The organism is Cohnella cellulosilytica (genome assembly GCF_042431195.1).
GTDB classification, from domain to species: domain Bacteria; phylum Bacillota; class Bacilli; order Paenibacillales; family Paenibacillaceae; genus Cohnella; species Cohnella cellulosilytica.
The window spans coordinates 120,958-137,338 of record NZ_JBHMDN010000033.1; the positions used below are offsets into that span (position 1 = coordinate 120,958).

Below are 16,381 nucleotides of genomic sequence, written 5' to 3' on the forward strand. Positions count from 1 at the left end.
TATTATATTATTGACTTATAACAGCGCTTTAACTAGTATTATCGATATAAAAGTAACACAGTATTTATTATATTGTATCATTTTAGTGATACAATAAAGCCGAAGATTGTAAGCGCTGCCCTTCGGATCGCGCGACGAAGCGGGGCGCTGCAATACATGAAGAGACGCCCAAGGCGTTTCGACGATACCCGTGAACAACGGGTTGATCAGAACGAAACGGGGGAACTGCCAAATGACAAAATCGAACTGGGCCAAACGCATGCTGGCAATCGGCTTGTCCGTCCTGCTCGCCGCCGAAAGCGCGGCGGCATGGGGAGCGTCAACGCCCGCAGCCGCGGCGTCCGCTGACGCCGAAGCCCGGCAGGAGGCCGATTGGAGCAAGCTGCAAAGCGTTATCTCCAGATATTACGGCGAATGGACCGATACTTCTTACGAAGGGTTGTTTGTGCCGACGATGCCGAAGACGGCGCTGCTCGGCAACGGCGATACGGGCGTGACGTCCGGCGGGGATGCGGAATCGAAAACCTTTTACATTTCCAAAGGGGACTTCTGGGCCTACAACGGCTCCCCGCTGCCGATCGGCGGCGTGACGGTTCGGCAGGCGACGTATTCGCCGCCGGATCCGCAGACGACTTCGCTCGCTTATCGGAAAGCGGTTACGGCAAGCGGCGAGCACGGCGGTTATCCCGCCTCGCGCGCCGTGAACGGCGAATGGTCGCAGGGCTACGAGGGCTGGGTTTCGCCGGTCGGCAATCCGCAATGGATGGCGGTCGATTTGGGCGGGGAAACGACGTTTAACCGGTTTGTCATCCGGCACGACGCGGCCGCCCGTCCGAACGAGACGGCCAATGTGACGCAAAGCTTCAAGCTGCAGACGAGCTCCGACGGCGACGCATGGACGGATGTTTATACCGTAACGGGCAATCGGGAGGCGCTGTCGGATATTGTGCTGCCGCTGCCCGTGACGGCGCGTTACGTGCGGCTGTACATTACCCAAGGGACGCAGGAGACGACAAGCGATTCGGCGCAAAATCCGCGCGCGAGAATCGGTCAGTTCGAGGTTTACTACGAGTCCGATCTGGTCGACCAGGGGGAGCTTCCCGACTTTCCGGAGGAGCCGACAGCTTCGCTGACGCTGAACAAACCGGCGACGGCAAGCGGCTCGCACTATACGCTGACGCCGGATCGCGCGGTCAACGGAGCGTGGAGCGAAAATTCCGGCTACGAGGGCTGGACCAGCGGGTATCACGGCGACGGGCAGCCGGGCCCGTGGTGGCTGGAGGTCGATCTCGGTGCGACGGAAACGTTCAACCGTTTCGTCGTGCGGCATGACGGGGCGGGCCGTCCCTCGGAAAGCGAGAACAATACGAAGGATTTCGAGCTGCAGGCGAGAAACGGGCCCGACGAGGAGTGGGAAACGGTGTACGCCGTCGTCGGCAACTCGAGCTCGACGACGGACGTGACTTTGGAGCGGTCTGTCTCGGCCCGCTACGTCAGGCTGTTTATTACCGCGGCAACGCAGGGCAATACCGAGGATTCGCGAGACAATCCGCGGGCCCGCATCGGCCAGTTCGAGCTGTACAACGTCGCCGCCGGGGCGGATGAAGACGAGGACGGCGCAGAGGGCGCGGGAGACGTGTCGAAAATATACGACCTGGGCGGCAGCTTCGACATTTCGCGTTATATCGTGCGGCTGGCCCGGACGCAGGACGTGACGGTGGAGGCGAGCGACGACGGCTTGAGCTGGCGAACCGTCGATGCGACGTCGGCCAATTCGAGCAGGCTGATCGACGTGACGACGGACGCTTTTGCGGCCCGCTACGTCAAAGTGACGGCCGACTCGGCGGACGCGATTTTGCAGCTGTCGCTGTTCGCGGCGCCGGGCCTGGTTCGCCCCAAGCCGCAAGGCAGGCTGCACGAGATCCAGGATATCCTGAACGCCGAAATTCGGACCGCGACGGACATCGCGAAGACGCCGCTGGCTATGCGCACGTGGATGTCGGCGACGAGCAACGTAATGGTCACCGAGCTTGCGTCGGAGGGGGATTCGCCGGTCGCTCTGCAGGCGCAGGTGTGGGCGAAATCCGGCAATCCGCAGCTTCCCGTCGCGGCGTCGGACGAGGGAGAGAGCATCGTCGTCACTCGCGAGACGACCATTGACGGCAGGGATGCCGGAGATCCGCGCGCCCATACGTCCAAAGCGGCGCTGGCGACCCGCTTGATCGGCGCGCCGGACGCGCAGATCGCTGCGGATGGAGGGGACGGAAGCGGAACGTTCGATTTTGTTCTCGTTCCCGGACAGACCGTATATCTCGTCACGGCGATCGGGGGAGGCGGGCGCACCTACGATTATGCCGGAGCGCTGCTGCAGGACGCGGAGCCGGAGACGCAGGCGTTGAGCTTGCTGAGCGATCTGACGGAGCCCGAAGACATTCTGCGCCTGGAGGAAGCGCATCGGGCGTGGTGGAAGGAGTTCTGGACAACGTCCTACGTGCTTATGGATACCGGCGATCCGAAGCTGGACGCGCTGATGAAATATTATTATGCGGCCCAATACATTCTGGGCAGCAGCGTTCGGGAGGGCAAGGTGGCGCCGGGCCTGTACGGCATCTGGCATACGACCGACGGCTCGCAGTGGAGCTCGGATTACCATCTGAACTACAATTTTATTTCCACGTTCTACGGCGTCAATTCCAGCAACCGCGCCTGGATGGGCCTGCCGGCCATCGAAGCGATTCTGGATTACGCCGACGAAGGGGGCGCCAACGCCGGATCGACCGATCATCTGCTGCATATCGGCGAAGGGGCGCAGGGAGCGAAGGTCCGGGAGTTCGTCGAAGCGAAAATCGCCAAGGGCGACATCGACGAGACGAACGGCATCGCCGGCGCGCTGCTGTACCCGGTCAGCATCGGTCCTTGGGGAATGAAGCTGGAACGGGGCTACAGCTATTACGGACAATTGCTGGACGCCATTTTCAGCGCTTATCCGCTGATCGAGTATTACGATTACACGCAGGACGAGAGCTTCCTGCCGGTTTTATACGACTATCTGAAAAAATGCATCGCGCTGTACGAGGCGTGGCTGGAGGAAGAGGACGGCAAGTTTGTGCTGTACAGCGCCTATAACGAAGGCTCGTGGGGCGTCAATTCGGCGGTCGAGCTGGCCTTGCTCAAAAATGCGCTGTCCCATGCCGTCCAAGCCGGCGCCAAGCTGGATGTCGACGCGGACAAGCGGGCGGAATGGCAGCGTATTCTCGACCATCTGGCGCCGCAGCCGACCGCTCAATACGCCGGCAAGACGATCTATTCTCTCGCCGAGAAGCATTGGAGCAACGATCGGTGGGAGGAGCTGTCGCGGCCGATCCCGTGGGACGGCAACATTCTGCCGCTGGAAAGCGTCATTCCCGGCGACCAGCTCGGTTATTATTCGTCGGAGGAGGAGCTGCGGATTGCCCGCGACACGCTGTCCGTCTTCGTCGACGAAGCGATCGGCGGCGGGCGCAACGGGGCTTGGAGCCAGTACAACAATTTCCCGAAAATTTTCGCGCAGGCGGTTAACGTCAGGTATCCGGCGCAGGAAATCGTGGACAACTTCGCGTTGACCATCGAGGAGCAAATGCAGCGCAACTTGACGATCAAGGACGACGCCGATTTCCACGGCTCCGAGAAGAGCGGGGCCACCGAAGCGATTAACGGCATGATGCTGGTGAGCGATCGGGACGTCCTTAAAGTGTTTCCCAACTGGCTCCCGGACAGGGACGCGGAATTTGCCAACCTGCGGGCCAAAGGCGCGTTTGTCGTATCGTCCGCCTATGACGGAGCCGCGCGCAAGGCGGAATATGTCGAAGTGCTCAGCGAAGCCGGACGAACGGCGACCGTCGCTTCGCCCTGGACGGCGGGGATGAAGGTGACGGATGCGAACGGCCGCGTCGTCCCGACCGTACGCGGAACGGCGCCCGATCATCCGGAAGAGCCGACGTATACGTTCGAGACGGTTCCCGGAATGAAGTATCGTCTGACGCCGCCCGATGCCTCAAGCGGCGGCGGGAACGGAGGGAATGGAGGAAACGGTGGAAACGGAGGGAACGCCGGCAGCGGCGGGAATTCCGGGACAACAACGCCGCCCGCCGAGAACGGAGCGCCGAATCGCATCGTAACGCCGACGCCGCAGCCGGATGCGTCGGGGGTTGCGTCCGTTGCAGTCGACATCGACACCTGGAACAGGGCGGCGGCCTACGCGAAAGACGTGCGTATTGAAGTGCCGCACGTGGAAGGGGCGAACGCTTATGTCGTCACCGTTCCGGCACAGGATTTGGCTTCGGGCGAGCCGTCGGCCGGCGTCGAGATCGCAACCGGGCTCGGTACGGTAAAGGCCACCTCGTCCATGCTGGGCGGGACGATCGCACAGGGCGCGCAAACCGTCTCGATCGTCTTCGCGGCGGCGGACAAAAACCGGTTAAGCCCGGCGCTGCGGACGGAAATCGGCGACCGGCCCGCCGTTGAATTCGGATTGCGGGCAGACGGAGCCGACACGCCTTGGAGCAACCCCGACGCGCCGGTCGTGCTGGCGATTCCGTATACGCCGACAGCGGAGGAGTTGGCCGATCCCGAGCATATCGTCGTCCGGCGCATCGACGAAGCGGGCGGCGCGGAGGCGGTAGCTACCGGAAAATACGACGCGGCGAGCGGTCAAGTCGTCTTTACGGCGACCCGATCCGGGCTGTATGCCGTGGCGTACGTTCAAAAAACGTTTAACGACCTTGGCCGGGCGGAATGGGCCAGGAAAGCGATCGAGGTGCTGGCATCCAAAGGCATCGTCTCCGGCACCTCCGCCGATACGTATCGTCCGGGGGCGGACATCAAGCGAGCGGATTTCCTGCTGCTGCTCGTCAGAGCGCTGGGCATCAGCGCGACGGCGGAAGAAAATTTCTCCGACGTCAGCGGGACGGCGTATTACGCGGAAGCGCTGGCTGCAGCCAAAAAGCTGGGCATCGCCGCCGGAACGGGCGATAATCGCTTCCATCCCGACGACCCGATCTCGCGGCAGGATATGATGGTTCTGATCGACAGGGCGATGGCGATTGCCGGCAAGCCTCTGTCGGCCGGGACGGAGGCGGACATCGCTCCGTTCACCGACCGCGGCGGCATCGCCTCCTATGCGGAGCGGAGCGTCGCCGCGCTCGTGAGCAGCGGCATTGTGCAGGGCAGCCATTCGGCCGTCAATCCGCAAGGTCATGCGACGCGAGCGGAAACGGCGGCATTGATTTACCGCATCTACAACAAATAGCGCGGAAGCGCAAGCTTATTGCCGCATCTTCGGCGGCCGGGAATCCGGCTCGTCGCCGGTGCGGCTTTGTTGATTGTAATGGTAGACGCGAAGCGCGACGATCTTGACGATCGCGTACGCCGGGACGACGATGATCATGCCGACCGGACCGACGATGGCCCCGGCGCCGATGATCAGCAGCATGATCGTCAGCGGGTGGACGTTCATCTGCTTGCCCATGATTTTCGGCGCGACGAGATTCGATTCGATCTGATTGGAAATGACGATGACGACGCACACCTCCAGCGCGGCGACGGGAGAGATCGTCAAGGCGACGATGACGGCCGGAATGCCGGCAAGCAGCGGGCCCAGATAGGGGATCACGTTCGTGACGGCGGCGACCAGTCCGAGCAGCAGCGGATAAGGCAGATCGATGATCAAATAGCCGCAGAACGTCAGCGTGCCCATGACGATCGACGTAATCACCTTGCCGAGAATGAACGAGCCGATCGAGGCGTCGATTTCGCTGATCGCCTCCAGCGCTTCCCGATGATAGCGGGCGGGCAGAAGCCGCGTTGCGAGCTTCGGGAACTTGTGGTCCTCCTTGAGCATGTAGTAGATGATGAAAGGCACGAGCCCGAGCAGCAGGAAGAAGTTCATGACGATGTTGAACAGGCTGCGCACGCTTCCGACGATCGAATTCAGCAGATCGCCCAAGGCGTTGGAGAGCTGGGAGGCGAGATTGGCCGTCGAGAACGCTTCGTCCTTCCCGATGTTTTGCAGCCACTGATGCTCCTGGAGCGACATGAGCCAGCGGCGGATTTGCTCCAGAATTTCGGGGAAATTTTCCACGAGCGTAAACGATTGCTGGCGGATAAAAGGCCAGACCAGCCAGGAGAAGAGGAAGATCAGGCCGACCGCGACGAGGTAGACGAGCAGGATCGACAGGGACAGCGGCAGGCGCTTCGCCAGCAGCCTTACCGCCGGTCGCAGCGCGTAATAGAACATGCCCGACAGCACGACCGGCACGAACAGGGCGGCCAGGACGTCGCCGAGGGGATTGAACAGGTAGTCCACTTTCGACGCCAAATAAGCGATGAGCAGGACAACGATGATGCCATAACCGATGCGAAACCATTTTCCTTGCGGCATAGGATGACCTCTTTCTGCGATTTTGAAATGTTCGCTTTCATCTTATTATAAAATTAACTTTTCTCGTTGGAAAATAAACGTCGGCAGGAAACGGACGCGAGGAATGCGAATTATTCAGGAGGCATAAAAATATAGTCCCACGTGGAGATAGAGTCGCGAATTTGTAGAAAATGGGGGTGATTATTGTCAGAATTTTCGTTATAATGGATGTAAATTTCGTGTAAGATGTAAGGAAGTTTTACATTGAGTTAACAAAAGAAAGCCGAAGTTCGTATCGGTTCCGAAAAAGCCGTTGGGGAGGTGACGCAGCATGCAGGCATCGTCGGCTCTTGTGTCATCGGACGACCTGTACTTGTTCAATACCGGCCAGCTGTTTCGAGCCTACCTTACCTTCGGCGCGCATGCGATGGAAGCGGCGGGGCAGAGGGGCGTACGGTTCGTCCTCTGGGCGCCGAACGCGCGCGAAGCGTTCGTCGTCGGAGATTTCTGCGATTGGAGCAGCTTCGACCGGTCCCGCGCGATCGCGCTCGAACGGATCGGAACGACCGGGGTGTGGGCCGGCTTCGGCCGCGGTCTGGACGAAGGCTGCCGCTACAAGTACGAGCTGGTCGACGCCCGCGGAGAGCGCCGCTTGAAGAGCGACCCGTTCGGCTTTCGCTCCGAGCTGCGCCCGAACACGGCCTCCGTCGTAACGTCGCTCTCCCGTTACGAATGGCGGGACGGCGACTGGATGGAACGGAAAAAGCGGAGCGCACCCTACGACAAGCCGATGCTCATCTACGAAGCGCATCTCGGCTCCTGGAGAATGGATGCGCCGGAGCCATTCCGCGGCTACGGACAATTGGCCCGCGAGCTTGTCGACTATGTCCGGGACATGGGCTATACGCATATCGAGGTGCTGCCGCTTGCCGAGCATCCGCTCGACCGCTCGTGGGGCTACCAGACGACGGGCTACTATGCCGCGACCAGCCGTTACGGACCGCCGGAAGGCTTGATGGAGCTTGTCGATTGCGCGCATCGGAGCGGGATCGGCGTGCTGCTCGACTGGGTCGGCGGCCATTTCTGCAAGGACGAGCACGGCCTGAGGCTGTTCGACGGAACGCCGCTGTACGAGCCCGCCGATTACCGCCGCGCGGAGAAGCCGCTGTGGGGGACGCTCGCCTTCGATTTCGGCAAGCCCCAGGTGCAGAGCTTCCTGATCTCCAACGCGCTGTTCTGGCTGGACGCGTACCATATCGACGGCCTGCGCGTGGATGCGGTGGCCAGCATGATCGACCTGAATTTCGATAAACCCGATTCGATGCGCACGGCGAACCGTTACGGCGGTTCCGAGGATATCGAAGCGCTCGCCTTTTTGCGCAAGCTGAACGAAACCGTCTTTCTCTATTATCCCGAGAGCCTGATGATGGCCGAAGATTCTTCCTCCTACCCGGCCGTCACCTCGCCCACTTACTTGGGAGGCCTCGGATTCAACTACAAGTGGAACATGGGCTGGATGAACGATATGCTCCGCTACATGGAGACCGATCCCGCCCGCCGACCCGCCTGCCATTCTCTCGTTACGTTTTCCATGCATTACGCCTATTCCGAAAATTACATTTTGCCTCTGTCGCACGACGAGGTCGTTCACGGCAAACGTTCGCTGCTGAACAAGATGCCGGGAAGCTACGAGGAGAAATTCTCGAATCTCCGGTTGTTTTACGGGTACTGGATGACGCATCCCGGCAAGAAGCTGCTGTTCATGGGCGGCGAATTCGGGCAGTTCGACGAATGGAAGGACGCCGCCGGGCTCGATTGGGACCTGCTGCGCTACCCGCTGCACGACAGCATGCGCCGGTACGTCCGCGACTTGAACCGAATCTACCTGGAGCGGTCCGCGCTGTGGGAGAACGACCACCGGGCCTCCGGCTTCGAGTGGATCGACGTCAACAACGCCGCCCAGTCCGTGCTCTCGTTCCTGCGCGTCGACAAACAGGGCGAACGCTCCGTCGTCGCCGCGTGCAATTTTTCCCGACAAAGCTATCCCGTCTACCGGCTCGGCGTCAGTCGTCCCGGGACGTACCGGCTGCTGCTGAACAGCGATCGCGAAGATTACGGGGGCGCCGGCACGCCGATTCCCGATTGCGTCCATGCTGCAGACGTTCCGATGCACGGCAAAGCTTACAGTATCGAAATCCCGATGCCCGCTCTGGCCGTCCTGCTATGGGCGGCGGACAACGAGGGCCCGGACGCCGGATAGGCGGCGGGCGCGCGAACGTCCGGCTTAACGGGTCAGGGAAGGGTTCCGCTTGGCAACTAACCAGAGGAGGATTGATCGCATGCGCAAGAACGAATGCATCGCCATGCTGCTCGCCGGAGGCGAAGGCCGCCGCCTGGGCGTGCTCACGAAGGATCTGGCCAAACCGGCCGTGCCGTTCGGAGGCAAGTACCGGATTATCGATTTTACGCTCAGCAACTGCGTGCATTCCGGCATCGAGACGGTCGGGGTGCTGACGCAGTACCAGCCGCTCGTGCTGACCCGGCATCTGGGAATCGGTTCTCCTTGGGGGCTCGACCGGCGCGAGGGAGGCATGCACGTCCTGCCGCCTTACGTGCGCCAGAAGGGCGGCACCTGGTACAAGGGCACGGCCAACGCGATCTATCAAAATCTCGGTTTCATCGAAAGCTACGATCCCGAGTATGTGCTGATCATTTCGGGCGATCACATCTATAAAATGGATTACGACCTGCTGCTCGACGCGCACAAGAAAAACAACGCGGACGCGACGATCGCCGTGATCAGCGTGCCGTGGGCGGACGCCAGCCGCTTCGGCATCATGAAGGTGAACGAGGAGGGACGCGTCGTCGAATTTGCGGAGAAGCCGAAGAAGCCGACGAGCAACCTGGCCTCGATGGGCGTCTATATGTTCAACTGGTCGGTGCTGAAGGAATCGCTGATCCGCGACGAAGCGAACGCGCAATCGTCCAACGACTTCGGCAAGGACATCATTCCGACGCTGCTGGCGGAGGACGCGCGGCTGTTCTCCTACCACTTCGACGATTACTGGAAGGACGTCGGCACGATCGACAGCCTGTGGGAGGCGAACATGGATCTGCTGGAGGAGCGTCCGTCGCTGCAGCTGAACGACCGCTCGTGGCGAATTTTCACCGCCAATCCGAACCAGCCGGCGCAGTATGTGGCGCCGTCCGCCAAGGTGCAAAGCTCGCTGATTAACGAAGGCTGCGTCGTCGAAGGCGCGATCAACCGCTCGGTGCTGTTTAACGGCGCGAGAGTCGGAGAGGGCAGCCTCGTCGAGGATTCGATTCTGCTGCCGGGCGCGGTCGTCGGCCGCAACGCGCAAATCATTCGCGCGATCGTCGGCGAAGGCGCGGTGGTGGGAGACGGCTGCCAGGTCGGCAGCTTCGATTCGGAGGACATCGCGGTGGTCGGAAGCGGAGAGACGATCGCGCCGACGACGGAAGACAAGGAGGCTGAAACGGTATGAAGCTGCCGATGATGGGCGTGATCAACCTGATTCACGAAGCGGACGAGATGGAGTCGCTGACGGCCAACCGCTGTCTGGCGTCGGTGCCGTTCGGCGGCCGATACCGTCTGATCGACTTCGCGCTGTCCTCCATGGTCAACTCGGGCATTCCCAATGTCGCCGTGTTCGCGCACCGGAAGTTCCGGCCGCTGATGGACCATCTCGGCTCCGGGGCGAACTGGGATTTGCACCGCAAGATGAGCGGCCTGTTCGTGCTGCCGCCGTCGATGGAGGATCAGACCGATTTCGGCAAGGGCGACCTGTATCACTTCTACCGACATCGCGATTTCTTCACCCGCACGCCGCTGGAATACGTCGTCATCGCGCGCAGCCATATGGTGTGCAACGTCGACTTCGCGAAGGTGCTGGACCAGCACCGGGAGTCCGGGGCGGACGTGACCGTCGTCTGCAAGCGGACGCCGGAGGGCACGCCCGGCCTCGCGCGCAAAGCGAAGCTGGACGACACGGGACGAATCGCGGAAATGCAGGATCATTTCGGCCGTCTGGACAGCGACATCGTGTCGATGGAGATGTACGTCCTGAGCAAGGAGCTGCTGCTGGACCTGGTGGAGACGTCGCTGGCCCAGGGGCGCGATCATTTCGTCAGGCACGCGATTCTGACGCGGCTGCACCAGCTGAACGTTCGCGCCTATATGCACGAAGGGGTGCTGGGCGTCGTCAACAACATCGCCGCTTATTATCAGCACAGCATGGAGCTGCTGCGGCCGGAGGTATGGCGGGAGCTGTTCTTCAAGCCGGGCTCGATCTATACGAAGGTCAAGGACGAACCGCCTACGCATTACAGAAGCGGAGCAGACGTGTCGAATTCGCTGATCGCCAACGGCTGCGACATCGAGGGCGCGGTGACCGGCAGCATCCTGTTCCGCGGAGTGAAGGTCGCCAAGGGCGCGCTTGTGCGCAACAGCATCGTCATGCAGAACGGCATTATCGGAGAGAACGGCGTGCTGGATAACTGCATTCTCGACAAAGAGGTGGAAATCCGGCCGCAGGTGCAGCTCAGAGGCTCGTCGGAAGTGCCGTTTATCGCGCTGAAGCGCAAAGTGATTTAAGCCATTCGGAGCAAACAATGGAGGTAGGCGAATGAGAGTGATGTTCGCGGCGTCGGAGGCGATGCCGCTCGTCAAGACCGGAGGGCTGGCCGACGTCGTCGGCGCCCTCCCCAAGGCGCTCGCCAAGCAGGGGGCGGAGGTGACGGTCGTCCTGCCCAAGTACGGGGCGATCCCGCCGGAGATCGCGGACGCCGCCGAGACGATCGCCGTCACGGAGGTGCGGCTCGGGTGGCGGAGGCAGTATTGCGGCATTCAGGAGGTCGTCGTCGACGGAGTCCGCTTCATTCTGATCGACAACGAATTTTACTTTAAGCGGGGGCAGCTGTACGGCTATGGCGACGAGGCGGAGCGGTTCGTCTTCTTCAGCCTTGCCGTGCTGGAGCTGCTGGACAAGCTGGAGCGAATGCCGGACATTCTGCACTGCCATGACTGGCAGACGGGGCTGATCCCGTTCCTGCTGAAGACCCGCTATGCGAATCGACCGGGATACCGGAACATACGAACGGTGTACACGATTCATAATCTGCAATATCAGGGGGTGTTCTCCCGCGAGCTGCTGCAGGATCTGCTGGCCACCGGCGACGATTCGTTCACGCAGGACAGCCTGGAGTTCTACGGCGCGGCCAGCTGCATGAAGGCGGGGCTGCGCTTCGCGGACAAGCTGTCCACGGTGAGCTTCACATACGCGCACGAAATCCAGACGGAGGAATACGGCGAGAAGCTGGACGGCGTCATCCGCCAGCGCTCGAACGACCTGTGGGGCATCCTGAACGGCATCGACACGGAGGTGTACGATCCGCTGAGCGATCCGAACCTGGCGGTCAATTACCGCGATTCCCTGGAGGACAAGCGCGGGAACAAGCTGGCGCTGCAGCGCGAACTGGGACTTCCCGAGGACGCCGGCGCGCCGTTGATCGGCATCGTGTCGCGATTGACGCAGCAGAAGGGCTTCGATCTGATCGCCGAGGCGCTGCCGGAGCTGATGAAGATGAAGGTGCAGCTCGTCGTTCTCGGCTCCGGCGAGCCGGACATCGAGGCGATGCTGCGGTCGGCGCTGGCGGCCAATCGGGACAAGCTGGCGCTGTGGTTCGGGTTTAACGAAGGCTTGGCGAGGCGCATCTACGCCGCCTCGGACCTGTATTTGATGCCTTCGCGTTTTGAGCCGTGCGGACTCAGCCAATTGCTCGCCTTGCGTTACCGGTCGGTGCCGATCGTGCGCGAGACGGGCGGGCTGAAAGACACGGTCGCGCCGTATAACGAATATACCGGAACGGGGAACGGTTTTACGTTCGGCCCGCCGACGGCGCACGACATGCTGTACACGATCCGCCGCGCCTTGTCGTTCTACGGGGACGACAAGCACTGGGCGCGCATCGTGGCTAACGGCGCGAGCAAGGATTACGGATGGGAGTCATCGGCAAAGCTGTATTGCCAACTATACCGCGAGCTTGTCAGCTAAGAAGGAGAGGATAGCATGGCGCGTCATCTGGTCATCGGAAATGGAAAAATGTTAGTGAATCTGGATCGCAGCTGCTTCATTCGGGACGTTTATTTTCCGTATGTGGGACAGCTGAATCACGTCGGCGGACACGCCTGCCGGTTCGGCGTATGGTGCGACGGAGGGTTCGCCTGGCTGGACGATCCGGAGTGGAAAGTCGAGCTCGGCTACGTCGAAGACTCGCTTGTCACGAACGTCACGGCCCGCCACGAGGGGTTGGGACTGGAGCTGCAGCTGAACGACGGCATCCATCAACGGGAGAGCATCTACTTAAAACGCGTCGTCGTACGGAATTTGCGGGAATACGAACGGGATGTCCGGGTATTTTTCCACCATGACCTGATGATCGACGGCAACGAGGTCGGGGATACGGCCGCTTTTTATCCGGATAACCGCACCGTTTTTCACTACAAGAGATCGTCGTATTTCATGTTTAACGGCAGGTCGGACGAGGGCGGCATCTACCAGTTCTCCACCGGGATCAAAAGATTTCATTCCGCGGAGGGCACGTGGCGGGACGCCGAGGACGGGGAGCTGATGGGCAACGCGATCTCGCAGGGGTCGGTCGACAGCACGATCAGCTTCCGCACGTCGGTGCCCGCGGGCGGCGACCGTTCCGTCTATTACTGGATGTCCGTCGGGGAGAAGATGGAGGAGGTCAAGCGGCTCGATCAGTACGTGCAGGACAGCCACCCGGAGAAGCTGCTCAGCCGCATCGTCATCTACTGGAACCAGTGGCTGTCGCGGGCCGGCGGCAGCTTCGGGGACCTGCCGGCGGAGGTGGTCCGCCAGTTCAAGCACAGCCTGCTCCTCGTCAAGACGCAGACCGACGAACGCGGCGCGATTATCGCGGCGAACGATACGGACATTCTGCAGTACAACCGCGATCACTACAGCTATATGTGGCCGCGCGACGGCGCGCTGATCGCGGACGCGATGTCGCTGGCCGGCTATCACAGGACGATCGCCTCCTTCTTCCGTTTCTGCGATCGCCACCTGTCGCCGGAAGGTTATCTGCATCACAAATACAATCCGGACGGCACGGTCGGGTCGAGCTGGCATCCTTACGTAGTGGAAGGCGTGCCGCGGCTGCCGATTCAGGAGGACGAGACGGCGCTTGTGCTGTACGCGCTCTGGAAAGATTACGCGCGTCACGGAGAGATCGAGCTGGCCCAGTCGCTGTACGGCACGCTCATTCGCAAATCGTCCGCCTTCCTGTGCGACTATATGGAGCCCGAGCTGGGCCTGCCGAAGCCGAGCTACGATCTGTGGGAGGAGCGCTACGGCATCTGGACGTACACGGTGGCGTCGGTATACGGCGGGCTGATGGCGGCCGCCTATTTCGCCGACCTGTTCGGGGATTACGACCGCAGCGACCAATACCGCGAAGTGGCCGAACGCGTCAAGCATGGCATCGAGGAACGGCTGTGGGACGAGGAGGCGGGAAGGTACGCGCGGGGGCTTGTGCAGCAGGACGGCCGCTGGGTGAAGGATATGACGGTGGAGAGCAGCCTGTTCGGCCTGTTCGAGTTCGGCGTGTTCCCGGCGGACGACGAGCGGGTCGCCAAGACGATGAGCGCGATCTCGGAGAAGCTGCGAATCAATACCGATATCGGCGGCATTGCCCGTTATACGAACGACTACTACTTCCGCCAGTCGGACGATATCGAACGGATTCCCGGCAATCCGTGGATTATCTGCACGCTGTGGGTCGCAAGCTTCCAGATCGAGACGGCGCAGCATCCGTCCGCGCTGGAGGCGCCGCGCCGCACGCTGGAGAAGGTCGCCGGCTTTGCGCTTGAGGGCGGCAACCTGCCGGAGCAGCTCCATCCGGAGACGGGCGAGCCGCTGTCGGTCGCTCCGCTCACCTGGTCGCACGCCACCTATGTGGCGACAGTGTGCAAATATGTGCGCAAGCTGGAGCGGCTAAACGCAGCCGTTGCGGGCGTCTAAACGCGGCCGGAGCGGGGGCGGCCTAACCGCCCAAGGGAGGGCATCTTCAAGGACGTGAGCGCGCCGGAGGTTCTTCTGTCCGGATAGTCGCGGAGAATGATTACGAAAAGAAGCCGATTCTTGGTAGAATGGTAGTCGTAAGCTGCCGTTCGCCCGAGGGTCGGTTTTTTCCTGTCCGGAAGGCGTGAACGAGCGGCTAATCTTATCGAACCGTCCATGGAGGAAGCATGATCCCTTTTCTATACGAACTGATTGAGGCGCGGCGGGTGACCGACCGGGAATATCCGCTTCGCGCCTTCCCGCATGCGCTGGCGCTGCTCGTTCCGTCCGAGGCCGTGCAGGTGAAGCTAAACGACCGAACGTGCGAGCTTCGCCGCAAACAGATTATGCTGCTCAGCGATCCCGACTGCGACTTTCGCCTGCTTCCGGCGGCGGAGCCGGGGGAGTCTGGAGAGCCTGGAGAGCTCCAGGCCGTCGTTTTCAGGTGTTACCGGCTGACCGCGAAGGAGGACGATCGGCTGCGGTATTCGGCCGACCGCGAGCATCTGCCCGAGCACGGACGCCTGATGAACTTGACCCGCCATACGGCGGAGCTGCTGCAAAGCGTGCTTCGCTCGGCAGGTCAAGGCGCTTATCCTCCGGATTCCCGTCCTAAACACGAGAATTTGCGCGGCTTTATGGAGGCGCTGCTGGCCAACGACTTGACCGGAGCGGGTTTCCCCGAGCGGGATGTTGCGATTCGGCAGGCGGTCGAGTATATCGAAAGCCGCAGCGACAAGCCGCTCTCCCGTTCGATGGTCGCCGGGATGACCGGCTTTAACGAAAGCTATTTTTCGTCCCTGTTCCGCAAGGAAACGGGATGGAGCTTCGGCGACTATGTCAGCCGGGTGCGAATCGACGAAGCGAAGCGCCGTCTGCTCGGCACGTCGGAGGTTGCCGGGGATGTGGCGTATCGGGTCGGCTTCTCGGACAGCTCGTATTTCGGCAAGGCGTTCAAGAAGTACGCAGGGATGTCGCCCGGGCAGTTCAGGAGGCTGCGGGGAACGACCCGAATAGCGGCCATGCAATTTTACGGAGCGCTGCTGGCGCTTGATATCGTGCCCTTGGCGGGCACGCGGGAGGTGCTGCGCTCGAGTCTCCTGCTGCGCGAGGAATTGGCGGGGATGGCGGTCATGGAGGAGCTGGGGCAGATGGAATCGCTGACGGCTCTGAAGCCGGAGCTTATTCTCGCGCCCTCCTACTATTACAACATGCCCGACGTTCTGCAAGCGCTGGAATCCGTCGCGCCCGTCGTTTCTTTTCCGTGGGGGAAGCGGGACAAGCTTGAGGAAGTGGAGGAGCTCGGAAAGCTGCTGGACAGATCGGCTCAGGCGAAAAGGTGGATCGAGAGGTACCGGAAGCAGGCGAGAAACGCGAAGGAAAGGGTGGGGAGGATCGCGGACGCGGGGGAGACGGTCGGATTATACGAGCTGTGGAACGGAAATCGCTGGATGCTTCCGCATTGGCCCGTCCGCTCGGCGCACAACGTGTATTCGTCGCTCGGACTAAGCCCGCAGACTCGCATCCGCGAGGAAGTGCTGGAGCCGAACGAGCCGGGGCTTATATCGGATAACGAGCTTGCAGGCTATGCCGCCGATCATATGTTTGCCATTGTGCCGTCGGACGAGCCGGAGAGCTGGCGGGAACGGCTCATGCAGCGCGACGTCTGGAGAGAGCTCGTCGAAGGCCGCGGCTGTCGTCTCTACCTGCTAAGCCTAAACGAATTTTGGATGGACGACGGCGTGTCCCTGTCGAAACAATTGGATGCGCTCGTCTCGCTGATGGAGCGACGCGGCGAAATCCAACCATTTTACCATACGGATATCCAATAGAATGACATCGACTTTCCCGAAGCCCAACCGTTACAATGATTTCATTC

Annotated in this window: 8 protein-coding genes; 7 read left to right on the top strand and 1 reads right to left on the bottom strand. The window is 61.3% G+C overall.

Going from position 1 to position 16,381, the window contains the following annotated elements; all coding sequences use genetic code 11:
• Nucleotides 1-232 precede the first annotated feature (232 nt).
• Nucleotides 233-5,287, top strand: a complete 5,055-nt coding sequence (locus tag ACFFT4_RS23025) for a discoidin domain-containing protein (RefSeq protein ID WP_378051217.1) — start codon at nucleotides 233-235, stop codon at nucleotides 5,285-5,287.
• 15 nt (nucleotides 5,288-5,302) lie between these two features.
• Here the strand turns inward: ACFFT4_RS23025 and ACFFT4_RS23030 are convergent, their stop codons facing one another.
• The gene (locus ACFFT4_RS23030) at nucleotides 5,303-6,418 is read right to left on the bottom strand and encodes an AI-2E family transporter (RefSeq protein ID WP_378051218.1); all 1,116 of its coding nucleotides are present in this window, start codon (nucleotides 6,416-6,418) and stop codon (nucleotides 5,303-5,305) included.
• A 310-nt stretch (nucleotides 6,419-6,728) separates the two neighbouring features.
• Between ACFFT4_RS23030 and glgB the strand changes: the two genes are divergently transcribed.
• The 6 genes from glgB to ACFFT4_RS23060 all read left to right on the top strand — a co-directional run bounded on the left by glgB (nucleotide 6,729) and on the right by ACFFT4_RS23060 (nucleotide 16,334).
• Nucleotides 6,729-8,657 (top strand): 1,4-alpha-glucan branching protein GlgB, encoded by a 1,929-nt coding sequence (glgB, locus tag ACFFT4_RS23035; RefSeq protein ID WP_378051219.1) that lies wholly within the window; start codon nucleotides 6,729-6,731, stop codon nucleotides 8,655-8,657.
• Nucleotides 8,658-8,736: 79 nt separating this feature from the next.
• On the top strand, nucleotides 8,737-9,903 hold the full coding sequence (locus tag ACFFT4_RS23040) for a glucose-1-phosphate adenylyltransferase (RefSeq protein ID WP_378051220.1): 1,167 nt from the start codon (nucleotides 8,737-8,739) through the stop codon (nucleotides 9,901-9,903).
• A complete protein-coding gene (glgD, locus tag ACFFT4_RS23045; RefSeq protein ID WP_378051221.1) occupies nucleotides 9,900-11,012 on the top strand; it encodes a glucose-1-phosphate adenylyltransferase subunit GlgD in 1,113 nt (370 codons plus the stop codon). Before ACFFT4_RS23040 ends, glgD begins: the two co-directional genes overlap by 4 nt.
• 31 nt (nucleotides 11,013-11,043) lie before the next feature.
• Nucleotides 11,044-12,471 carry a glycogen synthase GlgA gene (glgA, locus tag ACFFT4_RS23050; protein WP_378051222.1) on the top strand — a complete coding sequence of 476 codons (1,428 nt, stop codon included), beginning with the start codon at nucleotides 11,044-11,046 and terminating at the stop codon, nucleotides 12,469-12,471.
• A 15-nt stretch (nucleotides 12,472-12,486) separates the two neighbouring features.
• On the top strand, nucleotides 12,487-14,463 hold the full coding sequence (locus ACFFT4_RS23055; RefSeq protein ID WP_378051223.1) for a glycoside hydrolase family 15 protein: 1,977 nt from the start codon (nucleotides 12,487-12,489) through the stop codon (nucleotides 14,461-14,463).
• Between the two features lie 227 nt (nucleotides 14,464-14,690).
• Nucleotides 14,691-16,334: a helix-turn-helix domain-containing protein gene (locus ACFFT4_RS23060; protein ID WP_378051224.1), complete on the top strand. Its 1,644-nt coding sequence runs from the start codon at nucleotides 14,691-14,693 to the stop codon at nucleotides 16,332-16,334.
• Nucleotides 16,335-16,381: the final 47 nt, after the last annotated feature.

What these genes read in the sequence shown, in the direction of transcription:
- ACFFT4_RS23025 (WP_378051217.1), top strand. Translation starts at nt 233, where the DNA reads ATGACAAAATCGAACTGGGCCAAACGCATGCTGGCAATCGGCTTGTCC.
- ACFFT4_RS23030 (WP_378051218.1), bottom strand. Translation starts at nt 6,418, where the DNA reads ATGCCGCAAGGAAAATGGTTTCGCATCGGTTATGGCATCATCGTTGTC.
- glgB (WP_378051219.1), top strand. Translation starts at nt 6,729, where the DNA reads ATGCAGGCATCGTCGGCTCTTGTGTCATCGGACGACCTGTACTTGTTC.
- ACFFT4_RS23040 (WP_378051220.1), top strand. Translation starts at nt 8,737, where the DNA reads ATGCGCAAGAACGAATGCATCGCCATGCTGCTCGCCGGAGGCGAAGGC.
- glgD (WP_378051221.1), top strand. Translation starts at nt 9,900, where the DNA reads ATGAAGCTGCCGATGATGGGCGTGATCAACCTGATTCACGAAGCGGAC.
- glgA (WP_378051222.1), top strand. Translation starts at nt 11,044, where the DNA reads ATGAGAGTGATGTTCGCGGCGTCGGAGGCGATGCCGCTCGTCAAGACC.
- ACFFT4_RS23055 (WP_378051223.1), top strand. Translation starts at nt 12,487, where the DNA reads ATGGCGCGTCATCTGGTCATCGGAAATGGAAAAATGTTAGTGAATCTG.
- ACFFT4_RS23060 (WP_378051224.1), top strand. Translation starts at nt 14,691, where the DNA reads ATGATCCCTTTTCTATACGAACTGATTGAGGCGCGGCGGGTGACCGAC.